The organism is Burkholderia territorii (genome assembly GCF_001718335.1).
Taxonomy (GTDB): Bacteria; Pseudomonadota; Gammaproteobacteria; order Burkholderiales; family Burkholderiaceae; genus Burkholderia; species Burkholderia territorii.
This window is the reverse complement of the sequence record NZ_CP013367.1, coordinates 765624-789343: the sequence shown is the minus strand read 5'-3', so window position 1 is coordinate 789343 and position 23720 is coordinate 765624. Positions and strand designations below refer to the sequence as shown.

Genomic DNA, 23720 nt, shown 5'->3' with positions numbered 1-23720 from the left:
TGCAACGGCCGGCTCGGACAAGCCGCGCCCGTCGCTCCGTCGTCCGACCGGCGCCGCCGCCTCAGCGTCCGGTCTTCAGTTGCGCCCACAACCGGTTCTGGAGACGGCGAATCTCGGGCGGCATCGGTTTGAGCAGCGTCATCTTGCTCAGCACCTCGTCTGCCGGATAGACCGACGGATCGCGTGCGATCGCGGGCTTCACGAACTGGCGCGCGGCCTTGTTCGCGGTCGGGTAGAACACCGCGTTGGTGATCGCCGCGTTGACCTTCGGGTCCTGCAGGTAGTTGATCCACTTCAGCGCGGCGTCGCGATTCGGTGCATCCTTCGGGATCACCATCATGTCGAACCACAGCAGCCCGCCTTCCTTCGGATTCGCGAAGCGGATCTCATACGGACGCTTTGCTTCCGCCGCCCGGCGATGCGCGATGCCGACGTCGCCGGAATAGCCGAACGACACGCACAGGTCGTTGTTCGCGAGATCGTTGATGTAACCCGACGAATTGAACTGCGTGATGTACGGGCGCACCTTCTTCAGCACTTCGTATGCGGCGCGGTAATCGGCCGGATTCGTGCTGTTCGGGTCCTTGCCCATGTACTGCAGTGTCGCGGCGAACACGTCGACCGCCTGATCCAGGAACGATACGCCGCAACTCTTCAACTTCGCCATGTTGGCCGGGTCGAACACCAGCGCCCAGCTGTCGACCGGCGCTTTGTCGCCGAGCGCCTTCTTCACGGCCTGCACGTTGTAGCCGATGCCGTCGGTGCCATAAGCCCACGGCACGCCGTACCGGTTGCCGGGATCGGCGTCGGCGACCATCTTCATCAACAGCGGATCGAGGTGCGCCAGGTTCGGCAGCTTCGTCTTGTCCAGTGGCTGGTAGACGTTCGCCTGGATCTGCTTGGCCATGTAGTTCGACGTCGGCACGACGATGTCGTAGCCGGAGTTGCCCGACAGCAGCTTCGCCTGCAGCGTGTCGTCGCTGTCGTAGTTGTCGTAGCGCACGTGCAGGCCGGTCTGCTTCTGGAAATTCGGGATCGTGTCCGGCGCGATGTAGTCGGACCAGTTGTAGATGTTCAGTTCGCCGGCTGCCCGGGCGTGCATGGCGCCGAAGGTGGCAATGCACGCGACGGACATCATGGCGGCGGTGGCGATGGTGCGGCGGAAGGTGCGGAGTTGCATGGCGTGTTTTCCGTATCGGGGGACGCGGCGCTCGGCGGCTGGCGAGTCGTCGCGTCTCGGTTCAGGGGACGGACGTGTGAAACCGGCCGGCGCACGAAACGGGCGCCGACGATGCATGACCATCACGAGTTCATTCGGGCTGCGAAGCGAATCGCTCGGACACAAAGCGCGCGCCGATCGCGTCGCGAGCCACGCGAGGCGATGCGCTGGTCGAAGGGAATGAAGTGGACGCGCTAAGGCAGGAGCGACGCCACGTCGTCGGTATGGATCGCGACGAACGCGCGTGCGGCGACGGAGTTGTGACGGCGGACGGAACGGCGGGACAGGATGGTATAGATCGACAGATGCAGGCGAGGACTCTGCCGGCGGTCACTGTCGTCGGCGGATGAGATCGCGACACGCACATTGCGCGCATCGCCTCGTCTCCACCGCACCAGCGGGCCACGGATTCTCACGATTACTCTCGACCGGTTGTTGAAAGTATTGAACACCTCGCGATGCGCGGGCGCTTGTCGTTTCACGCTTCGCTCGTCGCGGCTGCCGGTTAGTGGCACCGCGGCCGTCAAGCAAAACGAAAGCATTCTGCAAAGCGAAATCGCCGAAACATGGCGTTCCTGTGAATCATCAGGTAAATCGCTGTAAGGATGTCTCCGGATTTTCCCTAGTGATTCGCGTGCCGATGGAACCGGAAGGCGAGGGTGAGAACACGGGCCGCGCGTGCCCGTGTCGGTCGGCGTGTCGCCGAAGTGATGAGAATATTCGACGGATTGCCGGCGGCATGAGCGACATGCGCGGCACGTGAGTGCGCTCCCGAATAGCGGCCGCGACGCGAACAACGGCGCAAGCAATGGTCAAGCGACCCGGATCCCGAGATTCTCGATCAGCATCGCGGCCTGGTCATACGAGATGGTCGCGCCGCGCAGCACGCCCGACGCGAGCAGCCTGGGCGTGCCGCCGAGGTCCACGTCGCGCAGGTCGGCGCCGTCGAAGCGCACGTCGGCCAGATGCGCGTTGCGCAGGCTGCCGCCTTCGAACACGGCGTCGCGAAAATCCGTGCCGGCGAGATCGGCATCCGAGAAATCGAGCGCCACGAGCCGCGTCTTCCGAAACGAGAAACGGCGCAGGCTCGCTCCCACCAGCAGCGTGTTCGAGAACGCGATGCCGAGCGACTTGCATTCCTCGAAGTCGGCACCGGTGAGCCGGCATTCATCGAAGCGTGCCGAGCTCAGCTTGCTGCGGCGCCAACTCGTGTTGTTGAGATCGCAGGACTGAAACTGCGCATCTTCGAGATCGGCCGACGCGAAGCTTGCCTGGCGCGCGCGGCAACGAATCCACTCGGTCCGCGCGAGCGTCGCGCCGACGAACGACGCTTCCGCGAGCGCGCAACGCTCGAATCGCAGGCCGCGCAAATCGAGCCGCGACAGGTCCGCGCCTTCGAGATCGCAGTCCTCGAGATGAATCGGCGCGGGCGAGCTTTCGACGAGAAGCAGCAGGTCGGCGCGATCGAGCGTTCGGCCGGAGACGGAAATTCCGCAGGGTGCCATGGGGAATTCAGCGTGGGTTGAAGGTTTCGTGCCCGATATCGGCCATTCGGGCTCGCGGCTCATCGGCCGAGCAACGCGGGGAGGTTGCCTTCATGGAGATGAACGCCCACGTGAACGGTCTTGAACCACGAACATGCATACAGCTTGCCGCCGCACATCCGCCACTTCCTGCAGAAAGACAGATCCTCCGACAGCGAGCGTCCGTCGGGCTCCCTCAGGAATTCGAAGTGTTCGTACATGGTTGTGGAATTCGGCGACAGGCCTCGATAGCTCGACGGGAACTGCACCTTCGTTTCGGGAAAGGCTTGCGCCATCTTCTCGAATACGCCGTGCGCGATCATCATCAGGCCGGCGCCGCCCGAATGGACTTCGGAAACCGAATCGAGCTGGATCCGGGACGCTGCACCGTCCATCGCATACACGGTCTGGCTGTAATCGGCGCTGAACAACGCGAGCCGCTCGGGCGGCGCCGACGGATCGGCGCGCGCGGCGTCGGCGACTGCGGCCCAGTTGATGCTCTTGGACGGATACAGCCCGAGCATCACATCGTGCTGCTGTTCGAACATCCGGATCACGTCGCTGCCGCGAAAGCCGATGTCCGCATCGATGAACATCATGTGCGACAGGCCGCTCTGCAGGAAGCGCTCCACCGCGACGTTTCGTTGCTGATGCAACAATGCGGTGCCGCTCAGGTAGAAGTATTCGAACGCGAGGCCGGCGTCCAGGCACGCACGCTGAAGCTCCAGCAGCCCGTTCACGTAGGGCAGGTAGCACATGCCGCCGTAGGCGGGAGTGGCGACGAAAATGCCTTGTTTCATGGTCGGATGGCCTGATCGGGTAGTTGCCGCGTTCGCGCGGCGCGCGGATGACGATTCCGACCAAGCATCTTACGCTCCGTCACCGCGTGCCGGTCGGTGCTTTTTCAGTGTGGTGGCGAGATCGCGTCCGGCGCGAGCGCCGTCATTGCTACGGGCGCAGCAGATCGAATCCGCCGAACACGACCACGCCGCTGAGCGCAATCATCGCGACCGAATGCTGGCCGAAATAGAGAATCGCGGCCGCGAGCCACGTGGTCAGGCAGAAGGCGCCGATGCGGGCCATCGTGAGTTCCTCGAAATGCGTGATGAAGGGGGGCGCGCCGAAGTCGGCGCGTCGTCATGCCGATGTGGGCGTCGGGCCCGCTCTCCGGCTGCGCCGGAGGGCATCGCATGGCGAGCCTGACCGGGCACGCGCCTGCGCCGGGTTGGAGCCCGTGCAGGCCTTGCCGGAAGCCGCCGTTGTGCCGCGGCGGCAGGCCAGCCGACGATTTTACCAGCGTCGCCGGTCAGGCAATCCGGCCCCTTCGCGACAATCGACGGTCGGCGCACGTCAGCCACGGCACGGGCGTCGCTCAAGCCGCTTCGGAGGACGGGCCTAAAGTTTTATCCGACGAATACCGTAAACCGGTTGCAAGGTATTTGCCTGTTCAACCTATTCGGGTTGCACGCTCATTACGGACCAACACGATGCAGATCGATCTTTCTTCCGCCCCGCAAACTTCGCTGGCCGCCGGCAATGCGAATGCCAGCGCGTCCGGCACCGGCACCGGTGCCGCATCGACGGCGACGTCCACCGCTTCGTCGCCGACGAACGGTGCCACGCCGGCCGATGGCGCGGGGCAGACGGTGGGCGCGTCGGGATCCTCGGGCGAGGATCCCGCGGTCAAGCAGCTCAAGCAACTCATCGAGCGTCTGCAGAAACAGCTCGCGCAGCTGCAGCAGCAAATGGCGGGCGCCGCGCAGCGCGCGAAGAGCGACCCGGCCGCGGCGATCGAGCAGCAGACGCTGAGCGCGGAAGCCAGCACGATCTCCGCCGCGCTGTCGACGGCGATCGCCCAGCTTGCCCAGGCGATCCAGAAGTCGGGCGGCTCGACGTCCGGCGGGCTGGTGTCGACGCAGGCCTGACGGCACGGCGCCGTATCGTCCCGCAACGCGGTGCGCGCACGCGTCCCGGCACGCCATCCGCGCATTACAATCCGAAGCTCGTCTCCCTCGAAAGGACGGCAGGACGATGAATGCGGAATACGCCGACGACGATCTCGCCCGTTTCGACGCGCAGGGCGGCACGCCGCTGCCGGCGGCCGACACCGAAGGATGGCTGGACCACGACGGCGCGCGCATCTGGCACGCGTCGTTCGGCCATGGGCTGCCGGTCGTGCTGCTGCACGGCGGCCTCGGCCATGGCGGCAACTGGGGCAACCAGGTGCCGGCGCTGCTCGAGGCCGGCTATCGGGCGATCGTGATCGACAGCCGCGGCCACGGCCGCAGCACGCGCGACGATCGCCCTTATTCCTACGAACGCATGGCCGGCGACGTGCTCGCCGTGCTCGATGCGCTGCGCATCGGGCGCGCACGCTTCGTCGGCTGGAGCGACGGGGCGTGCGTGTCGCTCGTGCTGGCCGCCCGCGCGCCGGAGCGTGCTGCCGGCGTGTTCTTCTTCGCATGCAACATGGATCCGGGCGGCACGAAGGAGATGGCGCCGAGCCCGCTGATCGACCGCTGCTTCGCGCGGCACCGCAAGGACTACGCGCGGTTGTCCGCGACGCCGGGCGAGTTCGATGCGTTCGTTGCGGCCGTCAGCGAAATGATGCGCACGCAACCGGATTACAGTGCGGCCGACCTCGCGGCGATCGGCGTGCCGGTCGCGATCGTGCAGGGCGAGCACGACGAGTTCATCCGTCCCGAACACGCGGCGTATCTCGCACGCACGATTCCGGGCGCGACGCTGACGATCCTTCCGGGCGTGAGCCACTTCGCGCCGCTGCAACGGCCCGCGCGCTTCAACGCCGCGATGCTGGCGTTTCTCGACCGGCTGCCGGACTGACGTTCGCATCGCCGGTTCACATGCCGCATAAGATTTTCTTTAGGCTCGCGCAAAATTTCATCGATTGTTGGCAAGCGGCAGGCGGCGGATAGTCCTGCTTCGACAGGCCGGCTGCCGCGAAGGGCGCGGCGCGGGCGAACCTGTTGTCCACGCAACCATCAAGAAATCGAAGGAACCGCAATCATGCGATTCAACGCGATCCGCATTGCCGCGACCTTGTTCGTCGCCGCGTGCGCCGCCGCCACGGCCGGCCGCGCGGCCGCCGCCACGCAGGAAGAGATCCACGACACGGTGACGCGCCACGTCGCGCCGCTGATGAAACGGTTCGCCATTCCCGGCATGGCGATCGGCGTCGTGGCGGACGGCAAGCCCTATGTGTTCGACTACGGCGTGATGTCGACGCAAACCCGCGCGCCCGTGACCGCCGACACGCTGTTCGAGATCGGCTCGGTCAGCAAGACGCTCACCGCGACGCTTGCGGCGGACGCACAGGAAGGCGGCGAACTGTCGCTCGCGGACCGAGCCGGAAAATACCTGCCGGCGCTGCAGGGCAAGCCGTTCGGTGCCGTCACGCTGCTCAATCTCGGCACGCATACGCCCGGTGGAATGCCGCTGCAGGTGCCGGACAGCATCCGCGACGACGCGGACCTGATGCGTTATCTCGCCGCATGGCGGCCCGCATACGCGCCGGGCACGCGTCGCACGTATTCCAACGTCGCGATCGGGATGCTTGGCATTCTCACCGCGAAGGCGATGCACGAAGACTTCACGGTGCTGATGGAACAGCGGCTGTTCCCCGCGCTCGGGATGACGCACACCTACATCGACGTGCCCGCCGCTCGCCAGGGCGACTACGCGCAGGGTTATGCGCAAGATGGCAAGCCGATCCGGATGACGGGCGGCATGCTGTGGCAACCGGCGTACGGCGTCAGGACGACGGCGGCCGACCTGCTGCGCTTCGTGCAGGCGAGCATGGGTCTCGTCGAGACGTCGCCGCGGCTGCAACGCGCGCTCGAACGCACGCATACCGGCTATTTCCGGGCGGGCCCGCTCACGCAGGACCTGATCTGGGAACAGTATCCGTATCCCGTCGCGTTGCCGACGCTGCTCGCGGGGAATGCGCCGCCGATGCTCTACGACGCGACGCCTGCGACTCAACTCGAGCCGCCGCTTGCGCCGCGCCCGGACACGTGGATCAACAAGACGGGATCGACGAACGGCTTCAGCACCTATGTCGCGTTCGTTCCCGCGAAGCGAATCGCGATCGTGATGCTCGCGAACCGCAGCTTCCCGATCGAGGATCGCGTGAAGACTGCGTACCGGATCGTCGCGTCGCTGCACGGTAAGCCGTAACGTGCGCCGTCGCGGCCCGCATGCAATTGCCGACGATCGGCGCGAAGTGTGGATGAGCGACTCGCGCGACGAACGAGCGGCGATCGATCACAGTCGCGCCGGACGTGATGTCACGTACCGGCGCGTTGCGGCCCGAGCAGGTGCTCGGGCCGAAGAACGGGCTCAGGCGGGCGTGGCGTCCGTGGTGCGGGAAGCGGGCTCGCAGGACCCGTTGGCCTCGCTGGCCGAAGACGCTGCGGCCAGACGCCGATAGCGCGCGAGCGCCCACAGCGGGAAATACGCGGTATAGCCGTGATACTTCAGGTAGAAGATGCGCGGAAAGCCCGGCGCATTGTGCGACCGGTGCCACCAGAAGCCGTCGTCCTGCTGCACCGATTGCAGATACGCGATGCCACGCTTCACCGAGTCGGATTCGCAGTCGCCGAATGCCATCTGCGCGAGCAGTGCCCACGCGGTGCAGTTCGACGTGCTTTCACCCGCATTGGTGCCGGCGAGCGCCGGGTCGATGTAGCTGTCGTTCGTTTCGCCCCAGCCGCCGTCCGCGTGCTGGCGAGCGCGCAGCCACGCAAGCGCGCGGGCGATGTAAGGCTGCGACGGATCCTCGCCCGCGAGCGCGAGCCCGGCCAGCACGCTCCACGTGCCGTACAGGTAGTTCGTGCCCCAGCGGCCCCACCAACTGCCGTCGGGTTGTTGCGTGCGTTTCACGTAGTCGATCGCGCGCGCGAGCGATGCGCGGTCGTCCGGGCGCTTCGTGACGCCGAAGCACAGCAGCACGCGGCCCGACACGTCCTCCGTCGGCGGATCGAGCAGTGCGCCGTGATCGGCGAACGGGATCGCATTCAGGTACATGCGGTCGCAGTCCGCGTCGAAAGCCGCGAACCCGCCGTTGCGCGATTGCAGCCCGCGCATCCAGTCGAGCGCGCGCGCGACGCGCGCCGCATAGGGATGCGACCCGTCCGCGTTGCGATGCGCGCGCCCGCGGCGGTCGAGCATCGCGGTGACGACTGCGGTGTCGTCGATATCCGGGTAGTACGGGTTCGCATACTGGAACGCCCAGCCACCCGGTTGCGTGTCGGCGGGCGCGTTCTCGATCCAGTCGCCGCGCAGGTCGTTCACCTGGCGCTCGGCGAGCCAGTCATACGCGCGCGTGATGCGCGCGTCGAGTTCATCCAGTGTGCCCGCGGGTGTGCCCGATTCCGGCGTGGCCACGCCGCGCGCCTGTTCGAGTGCCATCGTGCTCCACGCGGTGTCCCATACCGGCGAAAGGCACGGCTGGCAGTAGACGCTGCCGTCAGGCCGCGTGACGAGCAGCTTCTCGAGCGCGTTCTCGCAGTCGCGGCGCAGCGGATGATCGTCAGGATAACCAAGTACTTCCATCATCTGATAGCTGTACACGATCGGCGGAAAGATCCCGCCGAGGCCATCCTCGCCGTTCATGCGCTCCGCGCACCACGCTTCCGCATGCCGGATCGCGCGCTGCCGCAGGCGTTTCGGCAGCAACGGCTCGACATGGCGCACCACGCGGTCGAGCACGAGGAACGCGCGGCGCATCCCGCGCGCAGGCGGGAAATACTGGCGTTCCTGGTCGGGCGGCGTGACGAACAGTTCGGGAATCGCGATGTTGCGCGGGTTGCGCGCACGCGCTTTCAGCGAGCACAGCACGAGCAGCGGCACCATCGTCGTGCGCGCCCAGTACGCGACCTTGTACATCGAGATCGGTACCCACTTCGGGAACAGCACGAATTCGATCGGCATGAACGGCGTCGCGCGCCACGGCACCTGTCCGAACGTCGCGAGCAGGATGCGCGTGAATACGTTCGCGCGGGCGGCGCCGCCGAGCTTCAGGATCGCATCGCGCGCGCGGACCATGTGCGGCGCGTGCTCGCTGTCGCCGGCGGCCTTCAGCGCGAAGTACGCCTTCACGCTGCAGGAGACGTCCGGATCGCCGTCGACGTACAGGTCCCACCCGCCATGCGTGTCGAGCCGCTGGATCGCGCGCAGGTAGCGCGCCATCTGTGCCTGGCGCGCGTCGTCGATCTTGTCCATGAAATGCATCATCAGGATGTATTCCGCGGTGATCGTCGCGTCGGATTCGAGTTCGAAACACCAGCTGCCGTCAGGCTGCTGAAGACGCATCAGCGCGTCGCGTCCGCGCGCGATCGCGGTGTCGAGCGCGGACCAATGGGAGGGGGCGGGTTTGTTCATGCGGCGGATCATACCATCCAGATGGAATGTTTACATCGAGACCGCGAGTGCTAACATCGCCCCCATGAAAAAACGCTCCGAATCCGCTTCGCGCGACATCGCCAAGCCCGCCGACGCTGCCACACCGGCAGGCGCACCGGAAGCCCACGAAGCCGCACCTGTCGCCGGTGTGCGACGAAAAAAGGCGCCGGAACAGGTGCGCGCGCAGTTGCTGGAAGCCGCGTCCGAGATCGCGACGCATCACGGCGTGGCCGCGTTGACGCTCGACGCGGTCGCCGAACGCGCGGGCGTGACGAAAGGCGCGCTGCAGTATCACTTTGCGAACAAGCAAGGCTTGCTCGACGCACTGTTCGAGCAGGCGACCGAGCGTTTCGCATCGCAGATGGCCGCGCATCGGGCGGCCGATGCGCACGGCAACGGTGCGGCGGCGCGCGCGTATCTGCATGCCGTGCTCGACACCGCGCAGCCGGCCGCGAGCACCGACGTCCTGCGCGTGCTGGTCGCGTCGATGATCACCGAGCAGGAGACACGTGCGCGCTGGTCGGTGCCGATGCGCGAGTGGACGCGACCGGACCCGGTGCCGCTCGAACAGGCGGCGACGCTGATGATCTGCCGGCTCGCGGCCGACGGGCTGTGGATCTCCGAGCTACTCGACAGCGTGGAAATTTCGGCGGAGTTGCGCGCGGAGATCGTCCGGCAACTGGACCGGATGAGTGCGGGCGAACCGCCGACCGGCAAGAGCGTGCGCGGCCGGCACCGCTGAGAGGGTTCGGTCGGCGCGCGGTAGAGCAGTGCCCGTCGATCTCGCCCCCGCGTTGATCTTGCTGCGCACGGTGCCGGGCCGCACATCGTCAACGCGCATTGGACATTTCCAGTCGCTGGTTCCCGCACGCGCTGCATGCGCGGATGCGATGCGATCGATTCCCGCCCGCATCCTCAATATTGGGGATGCCGGCGCGGCGGGGAGTATCTACGATTGTCGACCGAGGATCGCGGCGCGGATGCGGCCGGCACGGCGGCGCCGTTTCGAAGATGGCGCGGCAATGGTCCGATGATATGAACGAAATCATTGCGCGGATCGATGGTGTTCTGACACACGGCGTGCGTACCGTGACGGGCAGCGAATACGACGGGTCCCGCGAACAGACCATGCGGCGACGCGACGATGACGACAGGCCGACGCAGTGTTGCGGGGAGTACCGATCAGATGCTGACGAGAGACTATGTGGAGCGCGAGCTCTCGCATATCGAGAGGATGGTCGCGCTACTGGAAAGCGATGCCGATCGCGGCGACGCGGCGATGCCTTGTGCGATGCGGGTGAACCGTCCGAGTTACTGGCGCGGGCGCATCGAAGCGCTGCTGGCGATCCCCGGCATGCCGCGGCACGTGACGGAATTCGGGAACGGCCTGCTCGCGAAGATCGACGGGATCGAGTCACGGCCGGTGACGCTGAAGCCGTGACGGGCCTTGGCCCCGGCGGGGCGATGCCGGTCACGCTGAGGGCCAGGGCGAAGACGAGAAAAAGCCACGGAGCAATCCGTGGCTTTCCCTTTCAGTCACGCAGCTGCGTCACGGCCGCGCGCCGCGCGGCATCGTGCGAATGCGCTTACGCAATGCTCTTCGACCAGTTCGCGTACCAGTTGCGGAACAGCGTGTACTGCGCTTCCGCGTAGTTGCGTTGCGCGTCGCTCAGTACGTCGGTTTCGTTGAAGTGCAGCGTGTATTCCTTGTCGCCATTCAGCACCATCAGGTACTTGTAGTACAGGACCAGATCGCAGCCTTCGTCGAACGACGACAGCACGGCCAGCGCCGCTTCGAGTTCCTTCGCGCGCGCACGGGCGACTGCATCGCCTTGTGCGGCCTTCTTGCACAGGTCGACCAGTTGCAGCACTTCGCGCGGCAGCGCGTTGCCGATGCCGGTGATCGCGCCCGCGGCGCCGCAGTTCACGAAGCCGTGGAAGACTTGCGTGTCGACGCCGGCCATCAGCGTCACGCTGTCGTCCTGCGACGTGATGTGCTCGGCTGCGTACCGCATGTCGGCGGCACCGCCGAATTCCTTGAAGCCGATCAGGTTCGGGTGCTGGCGACGCAGTTCGAAGAACAGGTCGGCGCGGGTCGCGAAGCCGTAGTACGGGCTGTTGTAGATCACGGCCGGCAGGTTCGGCGCGGCGTTCAGGATCGCGGCGAAGTGTGCCTTCTGTGCGGCCGGCGATGCGCCGCGCGACAGCACGCGCGGAATCACCATCAGGCCGTGCGCGCCGACCTTCGCGGCATGCGCGGCGTGCGACACGGCTTCCTTCGAGTTCACCGCGCCGGTGCCGACGATCGTCGGGACGCCGGCTTCGACCAGGCGTGCGACGCCTTCCTGGCGCTGCGCTTCGGTCAGCAACGGCCAGTCGCCCATCGAGCCGCAGTACACCACCGCGCGCATGCCGAGCGCCACCAGTTCCTTGCCCTTCTTCACCAGCGCGTCGAAATCCGGCTGACGGTCAGCGGTGCACGGCGTCATCAGGGCCGGAATGGTGCCGGTAAAAATGTTGTCGCTCATCTCGTTTCCTCACATTCAGATAGGGTCAACTGCCATTGCTGGCAACGTGGGCGGTACGCGTGCTCGCCGTCACGTCGGTGCTTCACGTGAGCGGGCGGCGGCTGGCCACCTCTCGTTTGCCTCGGTGCCGAAACGTTGCCTCCGGTTTCGCCCGAGAGTCAGCCATCGACGAGTGCATTCTAGCGAGTTCGCATATTTTATACAATATAAAATAAAAAGGGCGTGACGAGGGTCGTCGGCACGGGGCATCCGGAGGTCGGCGAGCTGCGTCGCGACAGCCTCCGGCGACGATCGCGAATGATCGCGGCGAATTCGGCGCGATGCGGGTCGAGGCCCGCCACGATGGCCCGCGGCGCCCGACTGCCGTCGCGCAAAGCCCGTCCAGTCGCGCTTTCATCTGACTGCAATCCCTTCTCCACTGGCTCCCGGAACGACCAAACGCTCTACGCCGACGCGTCGCATTTCCACCGAAAGCATTTTTGAGATTGCGTGGATTGTGTATTGGATATTGTATAAAATCTGTCGGCGAGCTTACTCGCGAACCGGCCCGTCAAGGGAACTGGAAGACAACGAGAGGAGATACGGAGATGACAAGTCAGGTCGGCGAGGCAGTCTCGCCTGGTACTGCCGGGGCCGTGCAGGATACGGCGTCGAAACGGGAATTGAAGCGGGTCGTCGCGGCGTCGATGGTCGGGTCGGTGGCGGAGTGGTACGAGTTTTTCCTGTATGGAACGGCGTCGGCGCTGGTGTTCGGCACGCACTTCTTCAAGAAGACGGGCAACCCGATCGACGGCCTGCTCGCGGCGTTCGCGCTCTATGCGGTGGGATTCGCCGCGCGGCCGATCGGCGGGCTGGTGTTCGGCTACTACGGCGACAAGTTCGGCCGCAAGTATCTGCTGCAGGTCAGCCTGATCGTGGTCGGCATCACGACGTTCCTGATGGGCTGCCTGCCGACTTTCGATGCGATCGGCTACTGGGCGCCGGTGCTGCTGGTATCGCTGCGCCTGATCCAGGGCTTCGCGTTCGGCGGCGAATGGGGCGGTGCGATCCTGCTGGTCAGCGAGCACAGCCCGGACAACCGCCGTGGCTACTGGGCCAGCTGGCCGCAAGCCGGTGTGCCGGCCGGCAACCTGGTCGCGACCATCATCCTGCTGGTGCTGTCGAGCTCGCTGTCCGAGGCGGACTTCCTGTCCTGGGGCTGGCGCGCGGCGTTCTGGTTCTCGGCGGTGGTCGTGCTGATCGGTTTCTGGATTCGCCGCAAGGTCGACGATGCGCCGATCTTCAAGGAGGCGCAGGCGCGCCGCGCACGCACGCAGGAAAAGCAGCTCGGCGTCGGGCACGTGCTGAAGTACCACTGGCGGCAGGTGCTGATCGGCATCGGCGCGCGCTTTGCCGAAAACATCCTGTACTACATGGTCGTCACGTTCTCGTTGACGTACCTGAAGCTGGTCGTGGGCTTCGATACCACGCGGATCCTGAAGCTGATGTTCGCCGCCAACGCGATCCACTTCTTCTTCATCCCGCTGATGGGCCTGATGTCGGACCTCGTCGGGCGCAAGCCCGTGTACCTGACCGGCGCGATGCTGACTGCCGGCTGGGGCTTCGTCGCGTTCCCGATGATGGATACGGGCAACGACTGGATCATCATGGCCGCGATCGTGCTGGGCCTGTTCATCGAATCGATGACCTACTCGCCGTATTCGGCGCTGATGACCGAGATGTTCCCGACCAACGTGCGCTATACCGCGTTATCACTCTGCTATCAGGTCGCGCCGTTGATGGCCGGCTCGCTCGCGCCGTTGATCGGTCTGACGCTGCTCGAGCGCTATCATTCGTCGACGCCGATCGCGCTGTACCTGGTCGCGGCGGCGGCGATCTCGATCGTGTGCGTGGGCGTCGCGAAGGAAACGCGCGGCAAATCGCTGCGCGAAGTCGATGCCGAGGCGAATCGGCGGACTCGCGCGTGAGGCATGCGGCCGAAGCGTGATTGAACGCACGGAAGCCGCCCGCGAGGGCGGCTTTTTCCGGTACGTCGCGGATTGTCGGGGAAGAGCAGGGAAGACGGCCGGTGTTCGGACATGAAGGATCAGGCGACCGAATCCGGAAATCGCTGGAAACCGGTCCGATTCTCATCGATCGCTGCCGACCCCGACGAGCGCATATCACACGCGTCTTGTGCGAATTGCTCGCCCGGCTTGACGATCGCGGCAGCTTTCGGGAATTGAATCGGGATCCTATGTAACCGCCGGTGCGCCCGCGAGCCTGCCGGAGCGGCGATGGTCCTGCCCGACACGCCGCGTCAGCGCAAAGCCTCGCCGCCGCCCGGTGATGATCGTCGGCTGCAGTCGCGGCTCAGGCCGCCGCCTGCTGAATCGCGTCGTTCCGATCGCCACCGAGGATATCGACGAGATCGGTCAACATCCGCCCCAATTCACCCGTCATCAATGTAACGTCCGAATCGAAGCGTTCGTCGTCGTTCTGCGCGGTGGGATCCGTCGCTTCCTTGATCACGTCGAGCGGCGTGACGCGCTTGATCGTCAGCGACGGCGTCAGCACGAAGGAAATGCGGTCGTTCCAAGTCATCGCGAGGCGCATGCACTGTTTACCGGCCTCGATGTGCCGGCGCATGTCGTCCGCTTCGAGCGCGTGGCCGACGTATCGCACCGTGGCACCGCCTTCGCCGCTCGAGCGCAACTCGGCGTCCTGGTCGACGGTGAATCCGCCCGGCGCGTCGCCGGACAGCAGCCAATCCGTCATCGCGGCAACCGGCGAATGTGCCACCTGAACGCCGGCGAGCGGCAATTGATCGATCGATTTGACGAGCAGCCCGCGAACGTCGTCGGCGAGAGCCTGTGCTGCTGCATCGATGACCAGCCAGCCGTTCACCGTATCGATCCACACGCGGGTATCGCGGCGAATGGTGAACGCGCGCGGCAGCAGTTCGTCGGTAACCTGCTCCTTGAGTTCGCGCAGCTGTTTTCGACCCACCTTGAAGCCCTGCTGCTCCTCGATTTCGAGCGCCCGGGCCTTGGTCACCTGATTGACGACCGACGCCGGGAGCAGCTTCTTTTCGGCACGAAACGTCAGCAGCATCTGCCGGTTGATCGAATACACGAGCGCGCCGTCGTCACGCGGCGACGCCCATCCGACGCGCTGCATTTCGATGCTGGTGCCCGGCTGAAACGCGTGGGGCGCCAGCCATTCTTCCATCTGGTCGGCGGTGACGGCCCACGGTGCCGGAAGACGATGAAGCTGAAGATTCTTGAACCACATAGGCGTGCGGGCAAAGCGCATCATTCTATATGACGGTGACGCATACCGGTCGGGAGCGCCGATCGATTCGATGGTTGCGTGGGCGCCCGGACGTCGGCTTCGCCCGCTGAACGGTCATTACCATCGACCGCGACGCGTTGGCACACTTGCAGGACAGACGCTCGGGGCGCCGCTACGGCCGTTGAACGAGCGCGTGGCTGCACGCGCCGAACGTCGGTGTCCGGCGGCGCGTTGCACCTTGCGAATTCGCGGCACCTGTCCGGTGCGACCCGTGCGATGATGTGCGATGACCAACATGAGAGATGGAATGACGACTAGCTTCGACGAGGCGACGACGGCGGCGATCGCCGCGTTTGCCCAATTGGATTTCTACACGGCTGTGCAGGCGATGCGCGCCGAGGCCGATTACGACCACGAACGCGACCAATGGATCTCGCGCTACATCGACGAGCACGGCGGCGGCGCGGACGATGCAGCATACGATGCGCTGCACGCGCAGGCTCAGGCAACTCCGGAGTACGCGGAGTTCGTCGATGCGGTTCGCCGCGAAATCTTGCAGTACTTCGGCGTGTCCGACGAACAACTGGACATCATGATCCTGCTGCGCAACGACGACAGCGATGAGCTGTGGGCGGAAGTCAATCGGCAGCGGAGCGCGCTTGGAACCGGTGAGGTGCGCGGAGATCTCTGACCGCTGCTTGCCATCGTGTCTCGAGTCGCGCCAACTGCGGGACAGGCGTTGACTTGGGGCGGGCGGTGCATCGCGCTTGCCGTTGCTGCGACTGATCGGTCAATCGCCGGCGCGCTTTCGGATCGTGCGAACGAGTAATCGTTGGGCTCCGATATTTGTCGTTGCTAGTGGTAAGGACCGACCTCCGGTGGCGGGCCGGGAAGCGACGTCCGCGCACATCCGTGAAGCGCCTTCGGCGCATCAGAACGAGCGGCGCGGCGACGTGAACCACCATGCGGCGGCGGCCTCACGACGGCCCTTCGGCGGCACGGGTGCTCTGCTAATATTGTAGAAAGTATGCAATATCCGTCGCCGCGCCGGCACTTGCCTGACCGCCTTCCCCCTCCGAACCGCAACATGAACGAGAAACGCCCTGCTCTTGTCTACGCCACGCGCGCCGAAGCCGCAGCGAACGAATTGCGCCGCCGCATCCTGACAGGGGAGTATGTCGACGGCTACCAGCTTCGCCAGGACGCGCTGGCCACCGAGCTCGGCATCAGCCGGATCCCGCTGCGCGAAGCGCTCGTGCAGCTCGAGAGCGAAGGGCTCGTCAAGATCCTGCCCCACAAGGGCGCCATCGTCTCGGAACTGTCCCCGGAAGACATCACGGAACTGTTCGAACTGCGCGCGCTACTGGAGCCCGTCCTGCTGAAGAAGTCGATTCCGAAGCTCACCGCCGAGGATTTCGCCAGGCTCGATGCGATCCTCGAGGAATACAGCAAGGTGCTGCATGCCAGCCAGTCCGGGCGCTGGGGGGAACTGAACACCGAACTGCATCATCTGCTGCTGTCGCGTGCCGACCAGCCGAAGACGGCGGCGATCGTCGCGTCACTGCTGCAGCAGACCGACCGCTACACGCGCGTGCAGTTGTCGCTGTCCGAGGCTGCGCGCGACGTGGCCGAATCCGAACACGCCGAACTGGTCGCGTTGTGCCGCAAGGGCGATGCGCGCGCGGCGGCAGCGCTGCTCAAGCGACATATCGAGCATGCGGGCGGCGAGTTGAACGCTTTCCTTCGGGATCGGCGCCTCGGCCGTTGAGCGCGTGTCCGTCCCGGACGTTGCCCACTTCACGTTGCAGTAGTTCGGGGGCCGAAGGGCGGTTGCATGCTGCGGGGTGCTGCCCGCCTGCGCATCGCGGCAACCGGCCAGCACCTGGGTGCTTCGGCTATCCGCCGCCGATTCCCTGCAGCACCTTGCCCGTGCCGCCGCACACCGTGCACGGCTGGCCTTCGATCATGCCCGTGCCGCGGCACACGCTGCACACGTCTTCGCCCACGCCGGGCGCATCGGGCGGCCCTTCGTCACCCGGATTCAGCGGCGTGTCCTGATTCGGCCCCGCCGACGTTCTGGTCGTCTGCATCTCGTATCTCCTTTCGCGTTTCGGACCTCGCCGCGAGCACGCATCGCGCGTGCCCGTGGCGCCCGCACGCGTGCAGGCGCCGATCCGCATGCCGGAAGTGCGCAACGGCAGGCGCACCGCCCACCAGGACGCGGTGCCTCGTGTGGCGGCCGGTGCGGCGTCGCCAATCGCGGACTAATCCAGCAAGTTCGTGCCGGTGAAAAAAGGTGGCGCTGGCTTCCGGCGCGGATGGCGCGGAGCGCGCCGCGCGGGCGCGGGCGCGGGCGCGGTCGCACGGCGCATGCGGTCGGGCCGGCATCGGCTTGTGGCGTTGCAGGTCGTGGCACCATGTGATCAGTCGTCAGATCACAATGGAAATTGAAACGAAAGTCGACGGTAGGCATCGGGAAAACGAAGCATCCGGCTTGCCGATTCAAATGCACGCGGTTCTCCGGAAAACGTTTCGCCGAGAACTCACACAAACAAGAGGGTTTTCCTCCTTGACCAGCCCTTAACCCGATGCAGTCGGACTTATACGGGTATGCACCAAGTGAGTTAAACGATTAACCGACGTACATTCGCTCCGACACGTCATACAACGTATGACTGCGGTCACGGGGCGCGCACCGACGCATGCGGACGCCGACCGAATCGCCGCCAAACAACGAGCAAACCAAAGGAGACTGACGATGAAGCACCGATTCACCCGCTCCCGTACCGCACTGGCCGTCGCGCTGATGGCCGGCTTCGCGGTGTCCGCGCAGGCCCGCGTGTTCCGCTCGGCGGACGTGCACGGCGACAGCTTCCCGACCAACATGGCGGTCAAGTACATGGGCGACGAGCTGTCGAAGCTGACGGGCGGCAAGGATTCGATCAAGGTGTTCGGCAACAGTGCGCTCGGCTCCGAGAAGGACACGGTCGACCAGGTGCGGATCGGCGCGATCGACATGGCGCGCGTGAACGGCGCGTCGTTCAACGAGATCGTGCCGGAGTCGCTGATTCCGTCGTTTCCGTTCCTGTTCCGCGACGTCGACCATTTCCGCAAGGCGATGTATGGTCCGGCCGGCCAGAAGATCCTCGACGCATTCGCGGCGAAGGGAATGATCGCGCTGACGTTCTACGAGAGCGGCGCCCGGTCGATCTACGCGAAGCGCCCGGTGCGCACGCCGGCCGACATGAAAGGGCTGAAGGTGCGTGTGCAACCGTCCGACCTGATGGTCGACGAGATCAAGGCGATGGGCGGCACGCCGACGCCGATGCCGTTCGCCGAGGTCTACACGGGCCTGAAGACGGGCCTCGTCGACGCAGCGGAAAACAACCTGCCGTCCTACGAGGAAACCAAGCACTTCGAGGTAGCGCCCGACTACTCGGAGACGCAGCACGCGATGACGCCTGAAGTGCTGGTGTTCTCGAAGAAGATCTGGGACACGCTGTCGCCGCAGGAACAGGCCGCGATCAGGAAGGCCGCGGCCGATTCGGTGCCGTACTACCAGAAACTGTGGACCGCGCGCGAGGCATCGGCGCAGCAGGCCGTGACCAAGGGCGGCGCGAAGATCTTGCCGGCCGCGCAAATCGATCGCGCGGCGTTCGTGAAGGCGATGCAGCCGCTGTGGGCCAAGTACGAGAAGACGCCGCAGATGAAGCAGATCGTCGACGAGATCGAGGCCACCAAGTGACCCGTCGCACTTCCCTGAACGGCGCGGCGGCCGTGGGCGCGCCGGATGCGGCTGCCGACGATGGCGCGGCACCGTGCCGGCCGCGCGCGGCCGCGCCGCTCCTGCGTTGCGTGAACGACTTGCTGTTTCGCGCGCTGGCCGTGGTCGCGTCGCTGTGTCTCGCGGCGCTCACCGTGCTCGTGTTCTACGCGGTCGTGATGCGTTACGTGTTCGAGAACGCGCCCGATTTCGTCGAGCCGATCGCGCTGCTTCTGGTGATCGTGATCGCGATGTTCGGCGCGGCGATGAAGGTGCGCGACGGCGGCCACATCGGTCTCGACTCGCTCGTGCGGCGCCTGTCGCCGGGTGCGCGCACCGTGGTGATCGCGATTCAGCACGCGAGCCTGATCGCGTTCGCGATCGCGATCATGGTCGGTTGCGGCAGCATGGCCGCGGAGACGATGGGCGACCGCATTCCGATCATCGGGCTGCCCGAAGGCGTGCGCTACCTGATCACGATTCCGGCGGCGATCGCCATCATCCTCTTCTCGCTCGAGCACCTGCTCGCGCTTCGTCGTTCTTCGTCGGGCCAATAACGCCATGGAACTCGCGATTCTGTCCGTCAGTTTTCTGATTTTCCTCGTGCTCGGCGTGCCCGTTTCGTTCGCGCTCGGGATCGCCTGCGTGCTGACCTACATGGTCGAAGGGCTGCCGATCGCAACCGCGATGCAGTCGATGATCTCGGGGATGAACGCATTCTCGTTCCTCGCGGTGCCGTTCTTCATCTTCTCCGGCGAGCTGATGCTGCACGGCGGCATCGCGGACCGGATCCTGCGTTTCGCGCAGGCGACCGTCGGTCACTTCCGCGGCGGCCTCGGGATGGCCAACGTCGTTGCGTGCACGTTGTTCGGCGGCGTGTCTGGTTCGCCCACGGCCGATACGTCCGCGATGGGCGGCGTCGTGATCCCGCTGATGAAGCGCGAAGGCTACAGCGCGGCGTACGCGGTCAACGTGACGACCCACGCGTCGCTCGCCGGCGCGCTGATGCCGACGTCGACCAACATGATCATCTACGCGTTCGCCGCGCAGGGCATCACCGGCATGCTGCACGGCCAGCAGGTGAGTGGCGTGTCGATCGGCGACCTGCTGTTCTCCGGGCTGCTGCCGGTGCTCTGGGTGATGGGCTTCGTGCTCGCCGCCGCATACTGGCAAGCCGTGCGTCACGGCTATCCGCGCCGTGAAGACGGTTCGTCCGCGCTGCCGGCGTTCCCGGGCTGGTATGCGGTGCTGCGCAGCTTCGTCGGTGCGGTGCCGGGCCTGATGGTGATCGCGATCATCCTCGTGTGCGTCGCGAAGGGGATCGCCACTGCAACCGAAGCGGCCGCGATCGCCGTCGTTTACTCGCTCGTGCTGACCGCGATCGTGTACCGCACGCTGACCGTCGAGAAGCTGCGCCGCGCGCTGTCGCATGCGGCGCGCACGACGGGCGTCGTGCTGCTGCTGATCGCCGTGTCGAACATGCTGCGCTTCCAGATGTCGTACCTGGAGATCCCGGATGCGATCGAGGGGCTGCTGAAGCAGTCGACCGCGGCTCCGTGGCTGATGCTGCTGTACATCAACATCATCCAGGTGTTCCTCGGCACGTTCGTCGACATGGCCGCGCACATCCTGATCACGACGCCGTTGTTCCTGCCGATCGCGATGGCGTGCGGCGTCGGGCCGGTGCAGTTCGGGATCATGCTGCTGCTGAACTGCTCGCTCGGCCTCGTCCATCCGCCGATCGGCTCGGTGCAGTTCGTCGGCTGCGCGATCGGCAACGTGTCGATCGGCGAGACGACGAAGATGGCGTGGCCGTATTACCTCGCGATCTTCAGTGCGATCAACATCGTCACGTACATGCCGTTTTTCTCCACCTGGCTGCCGAGCCTCATCAGCGGGCACGCGGTGTTCTGAGCGCACGTTTCGCTCGTCGCGGCGCGGGACGACCGAGGTTGTCCCGCGCCGTCGTCACGTCAACTGTCGTTTCGTGCACGGAACATTCACATCGACGTGAATGCAGCATGGCGCGCCGTCGCGGCCGCCGCGTTGCTGGCGCACGCAACGACGTCGAACGTCCGTCTCGAACAACCATGGCCGCGACGTGCCGGAGCTCGACGTCGTTGCGGTCGCGCGGCGTCAGTGCGAGACGGGTGTCACACGCAACGGCGGCAACTTGTGCGATGATTCGCCGCTTCGCGTTCGTCGCAGAACGCCGCGCATCGCGATGCCCGCTTTTTGGGCCGCCGCCGATCGCATTGACATCCGGAGACGACATGCCCGCACACATCGTTAATGGCAGCACACTGCATTACCAGGATCACGGCACCGGCTTTCCGGTGCTCCTCGGCCACAGCTATCTGTGGGACTCCGCAATGTGGGCGCCGCAGATCGACGCGTTATCGAGCCGCTATCGCGTGATCGTGCCGGATCTGTGGGGCCATGGCGAATCGGGCCCGCTGCCGGATGGCAGCCAGACGCTCGACGACCTCGCCGCGCACGCGAGCGCGTTGCTCGATGCGCTGGAGATCGAACGCTGCGCGATCGTCGGGCTGAGCGTCGGCGGGATGTGGGGCGCGCGGCTCGCGCTGCGCGAACCGCAGCGCGTGCGCTCGCTCGTGTTGATGGATGCGTCGCTGGAGTCCGAACCCGACGCGACGCGATTGCGCTACTTCGGGATGCTCGATGCGATCGCCGCCGCCGGTTGCATCGCGCCGCCGCTGCTCGATGCGATCGTGCCGCTGTTTTTCCAGCCGAACGTGAATCTCGCGGGCCCGGTGCCGACTGCCTTTCGCGCCGCGCTCGCAAACCTGCCGGCCGATCGGCTGCGGCAGTCGATCGTCCCGCTTGGCCGGTTGATCTTCGGGCGGCCGGATACGCTCGCCGAGCTCGCCGAACTGGATGCCGGGCGCACGCTGCTGATGTGCGGCGCGGGCGACATGGCGCGTCCGCCGTCCGAGACGGCGAAGATGGCCAGCGTGATCGGCTGCCGCCACGCGCTGGTGCCTGACGCCGGACACATCTCGAATCTCGAGAATCCCGCTTTCGTTACGCGGATGCTGCTCGACTGGTTCGACGAACAGCAGCTCACGGCGGACTAAACACCGCGCGCAATGCCGGCGGCGGGTGCTGTCCGGCGTCGCGTGACGACGCAACGGCTTGCTTACTGCTACTGCAGCACCGCCTTACCGGATTACGCGCGTTCGCCGATCGGCGTGAACTTGCGTTCGCGCACGCGCCCTTCGTCGACGCCACGGCGAATCAGGTTCTGCGCTTCCGCACGGCTCGCGACACACGGCGCGGAGCCGGGTAGCGGCCGGCGCGCGGTTTCGCGCAGCGCGAGTACCGACACGATGCCGATGAACGACGCACCCATCAGGTAGTAGGCCGGCATCATCAGGTCGCCGGTGCGATCGACCAGCCACGCGGTGACGAGCGGCGTCGTGCCGCCGAACAGCGACACCGACACGTTGAAGCCGATCGCGAGCGCGCCGTAGCGGATTCGCGTGGGGAACAGCGCGGGCAGCGCCGACGGCATCACGCCGGTGAAGGTCGACAGCAGCGTGCCGTAGATCAGCATCCCGCCGAATACCGGCAGCATCCCGCCGGTGCGGATCAGCAGCAGCGCGGGCACCGACAGCACGAGCAGGCCGACACAGCCGAACATCATCACCGGCTTGCGGCCGAGCCGGTCCGACAGATGCCCCGCGTAAAGCGTCATCGGCATCATCAGCACCATCACGAGCAGCACCATGAACAGGCCGTGCGTTTCATTGAAATGCAGCGTCGCCGACAGGTAGTTCGGCAGATACGACAGCGCCATGTAATCGGTCACGTTGAAGATCAGCACGAGACCGACACACTGGAGCAGCGGCCGCCATTGCTCGACCAGCAGCGTGCCGAACGACTGCTTCGGGCGGCTGCGCTCGTCTGCTTCACGCGCTTCGGCTTCCTTCTTGAACGCCGGCGTCTCTTCGAGCTTGAGCCGCACGTACAAGCCGACGAGGCCCAGCGGACCGGCGATGAAGAACGGCACGCGCCATCCCCACGACAGCAGGGCGTCCTGCGACAGCGTCGCCGTCAATATCGCGACGGTGGCCGCGCCGAGCGTGTAGCCGATCAGCGTGCCGAACTCGAGGAAGCTGCCCATGAAGCCGCGGCGCTTGTCGGTGGAGAACTCGGCGATGAAGGTGGCGGCACCGCCGTATTCGCCGCCGGTGGAGAAGCCCTGCACGAGGCGGGCGACGAGCAGCAGCACGGGAGCCATGATGCCGATCGACGCGTAGCTGGGGATCAGGCCGATCGCGAAGGTGCCGACGGCCATCATGATCATGGTGGCGGCGAGCACGCGCTGGCGGCCGATGCGATCGCCGAGCGGGCCGAACACCATGCCGCCGAGCGGGCGCACGAGGAAGGCGGCGGCGAACGTGCCGAAGGTCGCGAGCAGCTGCGCGGACGGGCTGCTGGACGGGAAGAACACCTTGCCGAGCGTGACGGCGATGTAGCTGTACACGCCGAAGTCGAACCACTCCATCGCATTGCCGAACGCCATGGCTCCGACCGCACGCTTCAGGACGGCAGGGTCGACGATCGTGATGTCGTCCAGCTTGAGGGCCTTGCGCGAAGACCGGGCTTTCGCGGGGTGCGCTTGCGATGAACTCAATGAACGCTCCTGGAGGGGCCTTCGGCTGGCCGGGCGGATGCGGAACCGTCGGGGACGAAGGCGGTTTTCTCGGGATCGCCGTGATGTCGGTGATGCGACGTGTCATGCGACATCCGGCCGGTATGTGCTGGTGTGAAGCAGTGTAGAGAAACGGAAGACGCGGACTATCGGTCATGCGCCCGGAAACCGGTCGTAAACGACACGGATGGCGTCGCCGGCCAACGCCGGGTAACAGGCGGTTCGGCACTTGGCGGTCCGGGTTGCGCCCATGGTGGTCTATACCGGTCGCCGATTTTGCCGCGAGTATGCATGCGGCACGTCGCGGCTCATG

22 protein-coding genes are annotated in these 23720 nt (G+C 65.8%); 12 read left to right on the top strand and 10 right to left on the bottom strand.

From position 1 onward, the window contains the following. Nucleotides 1-61: 61 nt before the first annotated feature. From WS51_RS29465 to WS51_RS33055, 5 genes are all read right to left on the bottom strand, one after another. On the bottom strand, nt 62-1138 hold the full coding sequence (locus WS51_RS29465; protein ID WP_236872433.1) for a polyamine ABC transporter substrate-binding protein: 1077 nt from the start codon (nt 1136-1138) through the stop codon (nt 62-64). A 275-nt stretch (nt 1139-1413) separates the two neighbouring features. Next, nucleotides 1414-1701, bottom strand: coding sequence for a hypothetical protein (locus WS51_RS29460; RefSeq protein ID WP_414127607.1), 288 nt, complete (start codon nt 1699-1701; stop codon nt 1414-1416). A 330-nt stretch (nt 1702-2031) separates the two neighbouring features. Beyond that, on the bottom strand, nt 2032-2724 hold the full coding sequence (locus tag WS51_RS29455) for a pentapeptide repeat-containing protein (protein ID WP_059845928.1): 693 nt from the start codon (nt 2722-2724) through the stop codon (nt 2032-2034). Between the two features lie 59 nt (nt 2725-2783). Continuing rightward, complete coding sequence (locus WS51_RS29450; protein ID WP_155773641.1) at nt 2784-3542, bottom strand: hypothetical protein; 759 nt, start codon at nt 3540-3542, stop codon at nt 2784-2786. 148 nt (nt 3543-3690) lie between these two features. Next, entirely contained in the window at nt 3691-3825 is a 135-nt protein-coding gene (locus WS51_RS33055) for a hypothetical protein (RefSeq protein ID WP_006750603.1), read from the bottom strand. Between the two features lie 404 nt (nt 3826-4229). Here WS51_RS33055 and WS51_RS29445 point away from each other — a divergent pair, with 404 nt between their 5' ends. The 3 genes from WS51_RS29445 to ampC all read left to right on the top strand — a co-directional run bounded on the left by WS51_RS29445 (nt 4230) and on the right by ampC (nt 6939). Next, nucleotides 4230-4667 carry a hypothetical protein gene (locus WS51_RS29445; protein WP_059772516.1) on the top strand — a complete coding sequence of 146 codons (438 nt, stop codon included), beginning with the start codon at nt 4230-4232 and terminating at the stop codon, nt 4665-4667. A gap of 106 nt (nt 4668-4773) precedes the next feature. Next, nucleotides 4774-5586 (top strand): alpha/beta fold hydrolase, encoded by an 813-nt coding sequence (locus WS51_RS29440; RefSeq protein ID WP_059505782.1) that lies wholly within the window; start codon nt 4774-4776, stop codon nt 5584-5586. A gap of 183 nt (nt 5587-5769) precedes the next feature. Beyond that, nucleotides 5770-6939: a class C beta-lactamase gene (ampC, locus tag WS51_RS29435; protein ID WP_069230290.1), complete on the top strand. Its 1170-nt coding sequence runs from the start codon at nt 5770-5772 to the stop codon at nt 6937-6939. Between the two features lie 162 nt (nt 6940-7101). Here the strand turns inward: ampC and shc are convergent, their stop codons facing one another. Then, complete coding sequence (gene shc / locus WS51_RS29430) at nt 7102-9156, bottom strand: squalene--hopene cyclase (protein ID WP_059951761.1); 2055 nt, start codon at nt 9154-9156, stop codon at nt 7102-7104. Between the two features lie 52 nt (nt 9157-9208). On the opposite strand from shc, the gene WS51_RS29425 reads away from it, so the two are divergent. Both WS51_RS29425 and WS51_RS29420 read left to right on the top strand, forming a co-directional pair. Beyond that, nucleotides 9209-9907, top strand: coding sequence for a TetR/AcrR family transcriptional regulator (locus WS51_RS29425; protein WP_060259235.1), 699 nt, complete (start codon nt 9209-9211; stop codon nt 9905-9907). 444 nt (nt 9908-10351) lie between these two features. Next, on the top strand, nt 10352-10606 hold the full coding sequence (locus tag WS51_RS29420) for a hypothetical protein (protein WP_059449230.1): 255 nt from the start codon (nt 10352-10354) through the stop codon (nt 10604-10606). A gap of 145 nt (nt 10607-10751) precedes the next feature. Here WS51_RS29420 and WS51_RS29415 read toward each other — a convergent pair whose 3' ends face one another. Continuing rightward, complete coding sequence (locus WS51_RS29415) at nt 10752-11693, bottom strand: dihydrodipicolinate synthase family protein (RefSeq protein WP_059505771.1); 942 nt, start codon at nt 11691-11693, stop codon at nt 10752-10754. Nucleotides 11694-12280: 587 nt separating this feature from the next. Between WS51_RS29415 and abaF the strand changes: the two genes are divergently transcribed. Then, the gene (gene abaF / locus WS51_RS29410) at nt 12281-13660 is read left to right on the top strand and encodes a fosfomycin efflux MFS transporter AbaF (RefSeq protein WP_069230289.1); all 1380 of its coding nucleotides are present in this window, start codon (nt 12281-12283) and stop codon (nt 13658-13660) included. 385 nt (nt 13661-14045) lie between these two features. Here abaF and WS51_RS29405 read toward each other — a convergent pair whose 3' ends face one another. After that, nucleotides 14046-14966 carry a recombination-associated protein RdgC gene (locus WS51_RS29405; protein WP_059449227.1) on the bottom strand — a complete coding sequence of 307 codons (921 nt, stop codon included), beginning with the start codon at nt 14964-14966 and terminating at the stop codon, nt 14046-14048. 307 nt (nt 14967-15273) lie between these two features. On the opposite strand from WS51_RS29405, the gene WS51_RS29400 reads away from it, so the two are divergent. Further along, nucleotides 15274-15657, top strand: a complete 384-nt coding sequence (locus tag WS51_RS29400; RefSeq protein WP_059505767.1) for a hypothetical protein — start codon at nt 15274-15276, stop codon at nt 15655-15657. A gap of 396 nt (nt 15658-16053) precedes the next feature. Further along, a complete protein-coding gene (locus tag WS51_RS29395) occupies nt 16054-16734 on the top strand; it encodes a GntR family transcriptional regulator (RefSeq protein ID WP_059505764.1) in 681 nt (226 codons plus the stop codon). Between the two features lie 127 nt (nt 16735-16861). Here the strand turns inward: WS51_RS29395 and WS51_RS29390 are convergent, their stop codons facing one another. Then, nucleotides 16862-17056 (bottom strand): hypothetical protein, encoded by a 195-nt coding sequence (locus WS51_RS29390; protein ID WP_059505907.1) that lies wholly within the window; start codon nt 17054-17056, stop codon nt 16862-16864. Nucleotides 17057-17724: 668 nt separating this feature from the next. Here WS51_RS29390 and WS51_RS29385 point away from each other — a divergent pair. The 4 genes from WS51_RS29385 to WS51_RS29370 all read left to right on the top strand — a co-directional run bounded on the left by WS51_RS29385 (nt 17725) and on the right by WS51_RS29370 (nt 21827). After that, nucleotides 17725-18711 carry a TRAP transporter substrate-binding protein gene (locus WS51_RS29385; protein WP_059505762.1) on the top strand — a complete coding sequence of 329 codons (987 nt, stop codon included), beginning with the start codon at nt 17725-17727 and terminating at the stop codon, nt 18709-18711. Then, the gene (locus WS51_RS29380; protein ID WP_059541567.1) at nt 18708-19286 is read left to right on the top strand and encodes a TRAP transporter small permease; all 579 of its coding nucleotides are present in this window, start codon (nt 18708-18710) and stop codon (nt 19284-19286) included. Before WS51_RS29385 ends, WS51_RS29380 begins: the two co-directional genes overlap by 4 nt. A 4-nt stretch (nt 19287-19290) precedes the next feature. After that, nucleotides 19291-20643 carry a TRAP transporter large permease gene (locus WS51_RS29375; protein ID WP_059449222.1) on the top strand — a complete coding sequence of 451 codons (1353 nt, stop codon included), beginning with the start codon at nt 19291-19293 and terminating at the stop codon, nt 20641-20643. A gap of 359 nt (nt 20644-21002) precedes the next feature. Beyond that, nucleotides 21003-21827, top strand: coding sequence for an alpha/beta fold hydrolase (locus WS51_RS29370; protein ID WP_059505905.1), 825 nt, complete (start codon nt 21003-21005; stop codon nt 21825-21827). A gap of 92 nt (nt 21828-21919) precedes the next feature. On the opposite strand, the gene proP is transcribed toward WS51_RS29370, so the two are convergent. Beyond that, on the bottom strand, nt 21920-23389 hold the full coding sequence (proP, locus tag WS51_RS29365) for a glycine betaine/L-proline transporter ProP (RefSeq protein WP_069230288.1): 1470 nt from the start codon (nt 23387-23389) through the stop codon (nt 21920-21922). Nucleotides 23390-23720: the final 331 nt, after the last annotated feature.

Coding starts and splice junctions, on each gene's coding strand:
- ampC (WP_069230290.1), top strand. CDS start 5,770: ATGCGATTCAACGCGATCCGCATTGCCGCGACCTTGTTCGTCGCCGCG.
- WS51_RS29400 (WP_059505767.1), top strand. CDS start 15,274: ATGACGACTAGCTTCGACGAGGCGACGACGGCGGCGATCGCCGCGTTT.
- WS51_RS29420 (WP_059449230.1), top strand. CDS start 10,352: ATGCTGACGAGAGACTATGTGGAGCGCGAGCTCTCGCATATCGAGAGG.
- shc (WP_059951761.1), bottom strand. CDS start 9,156: ATGATCCGCCGCATGAACAAACCCGCCCCCTCCCATTGGTCCGCGCTC.
- WS51_RS29465 (WP_236872433.1), bottom strand. CDS start 1,138: ATGATGTCCGTCGCGTGCATTGCCACCTTCGGCGCCATGCACGCCCGG.
- WS51_RS29370 (WP_059505905.1), top strand. CDS start 21,003: ATGCCCGCACACATCGTTAATGGCAGCACACTGCATTACCAGGATCAC.
- WS51_RS29390 (WP_059505907.1), bottom strand. CDS start 17,056: ATGCAGACGACCAGAACGTCGGCGGGGCCGAATCAGGACACGCCGCTG.
- WS51_RS29415 (WP_059505771.1), bottom strand. CDS start 11,693: ATGAGCGACAACATTTTTACCGGCACCATTCCGGCCCTGATGACGCCG.
- WS51_RS29395 (WP_059505764.1), top strand. CDS start 16,054: ATGAACGAGAAACGCCCTGCTCTTGTCTACGCCACGCGCGCCGAAGCC.
- abaF (WP_069230289.1), top strand. CDS start 12,281: ATGACAAGTCAGGTCGGCGAGGCAGTCTCGCCTGGTACTGCCGGGGCC.
- WS51_RS29385 (WP_059505762.1), top strand. CDS start 17,725: ATGAAGCACCGATTCACCCGCTCCCGTACCGCACTGGCCGTCGCGCTG.
- WS51_RS29375 (WP_059449222.1), top strand. CDS start 19,291: ATGGAACTCGCGATTCTGTCCGTCAGTTTTCTGATTTTCCTCGTGCTC.
- WS51_RS29405 (WP_059449227.1), bottom strand. CDS start 14,966: ATGTGGTTCAAGAATCTTCAGCTTCATCGTCTTCCGGCACCGTGGGCC.
- WS51_RS29425 (WP_060259235.1), top strand. CDS start 9,209: ATGAAAAAACGCTCCGAATCCGCTTCGCGCGACATCGCCAAGCCCGCC.
- WS51_RS33055 (WP_006750603.1), bottom strand. CDS start 3,825: ATGGCCCGCATCGGCGCCTTCTGCCTGACCACGTGGCTCGCGGCCGCG.
- WS51_RS29455 (WP_059845928.1), bottom strand. CDS start 2,724: ATGGCACCCTGCGGAATTTCCGTCTCCGGCCGAACGCTCGATCGCGCC.
- WS51_RS29450 (WP_155773641.1), bottom strand. CDS start 3,542: ATGAAACAAGGCATTTTCGTCGCCACTCCCGCCTACGGCGGCATGTGC.
- WS51_RS29445 (WP_059772516.1), top strand. CDS start 4,230: ATGCAGATCGATCTTTCTTCCGCCCCGCAAACTTCGCTGGCCGCCGGC.
- WS51_RS29440 (WP_059505782.1), top strand. CDS start 4,774: ATGAATGCGGAATACGCCGACGACGATCTCGCCCGTTTCGACGCGCAG.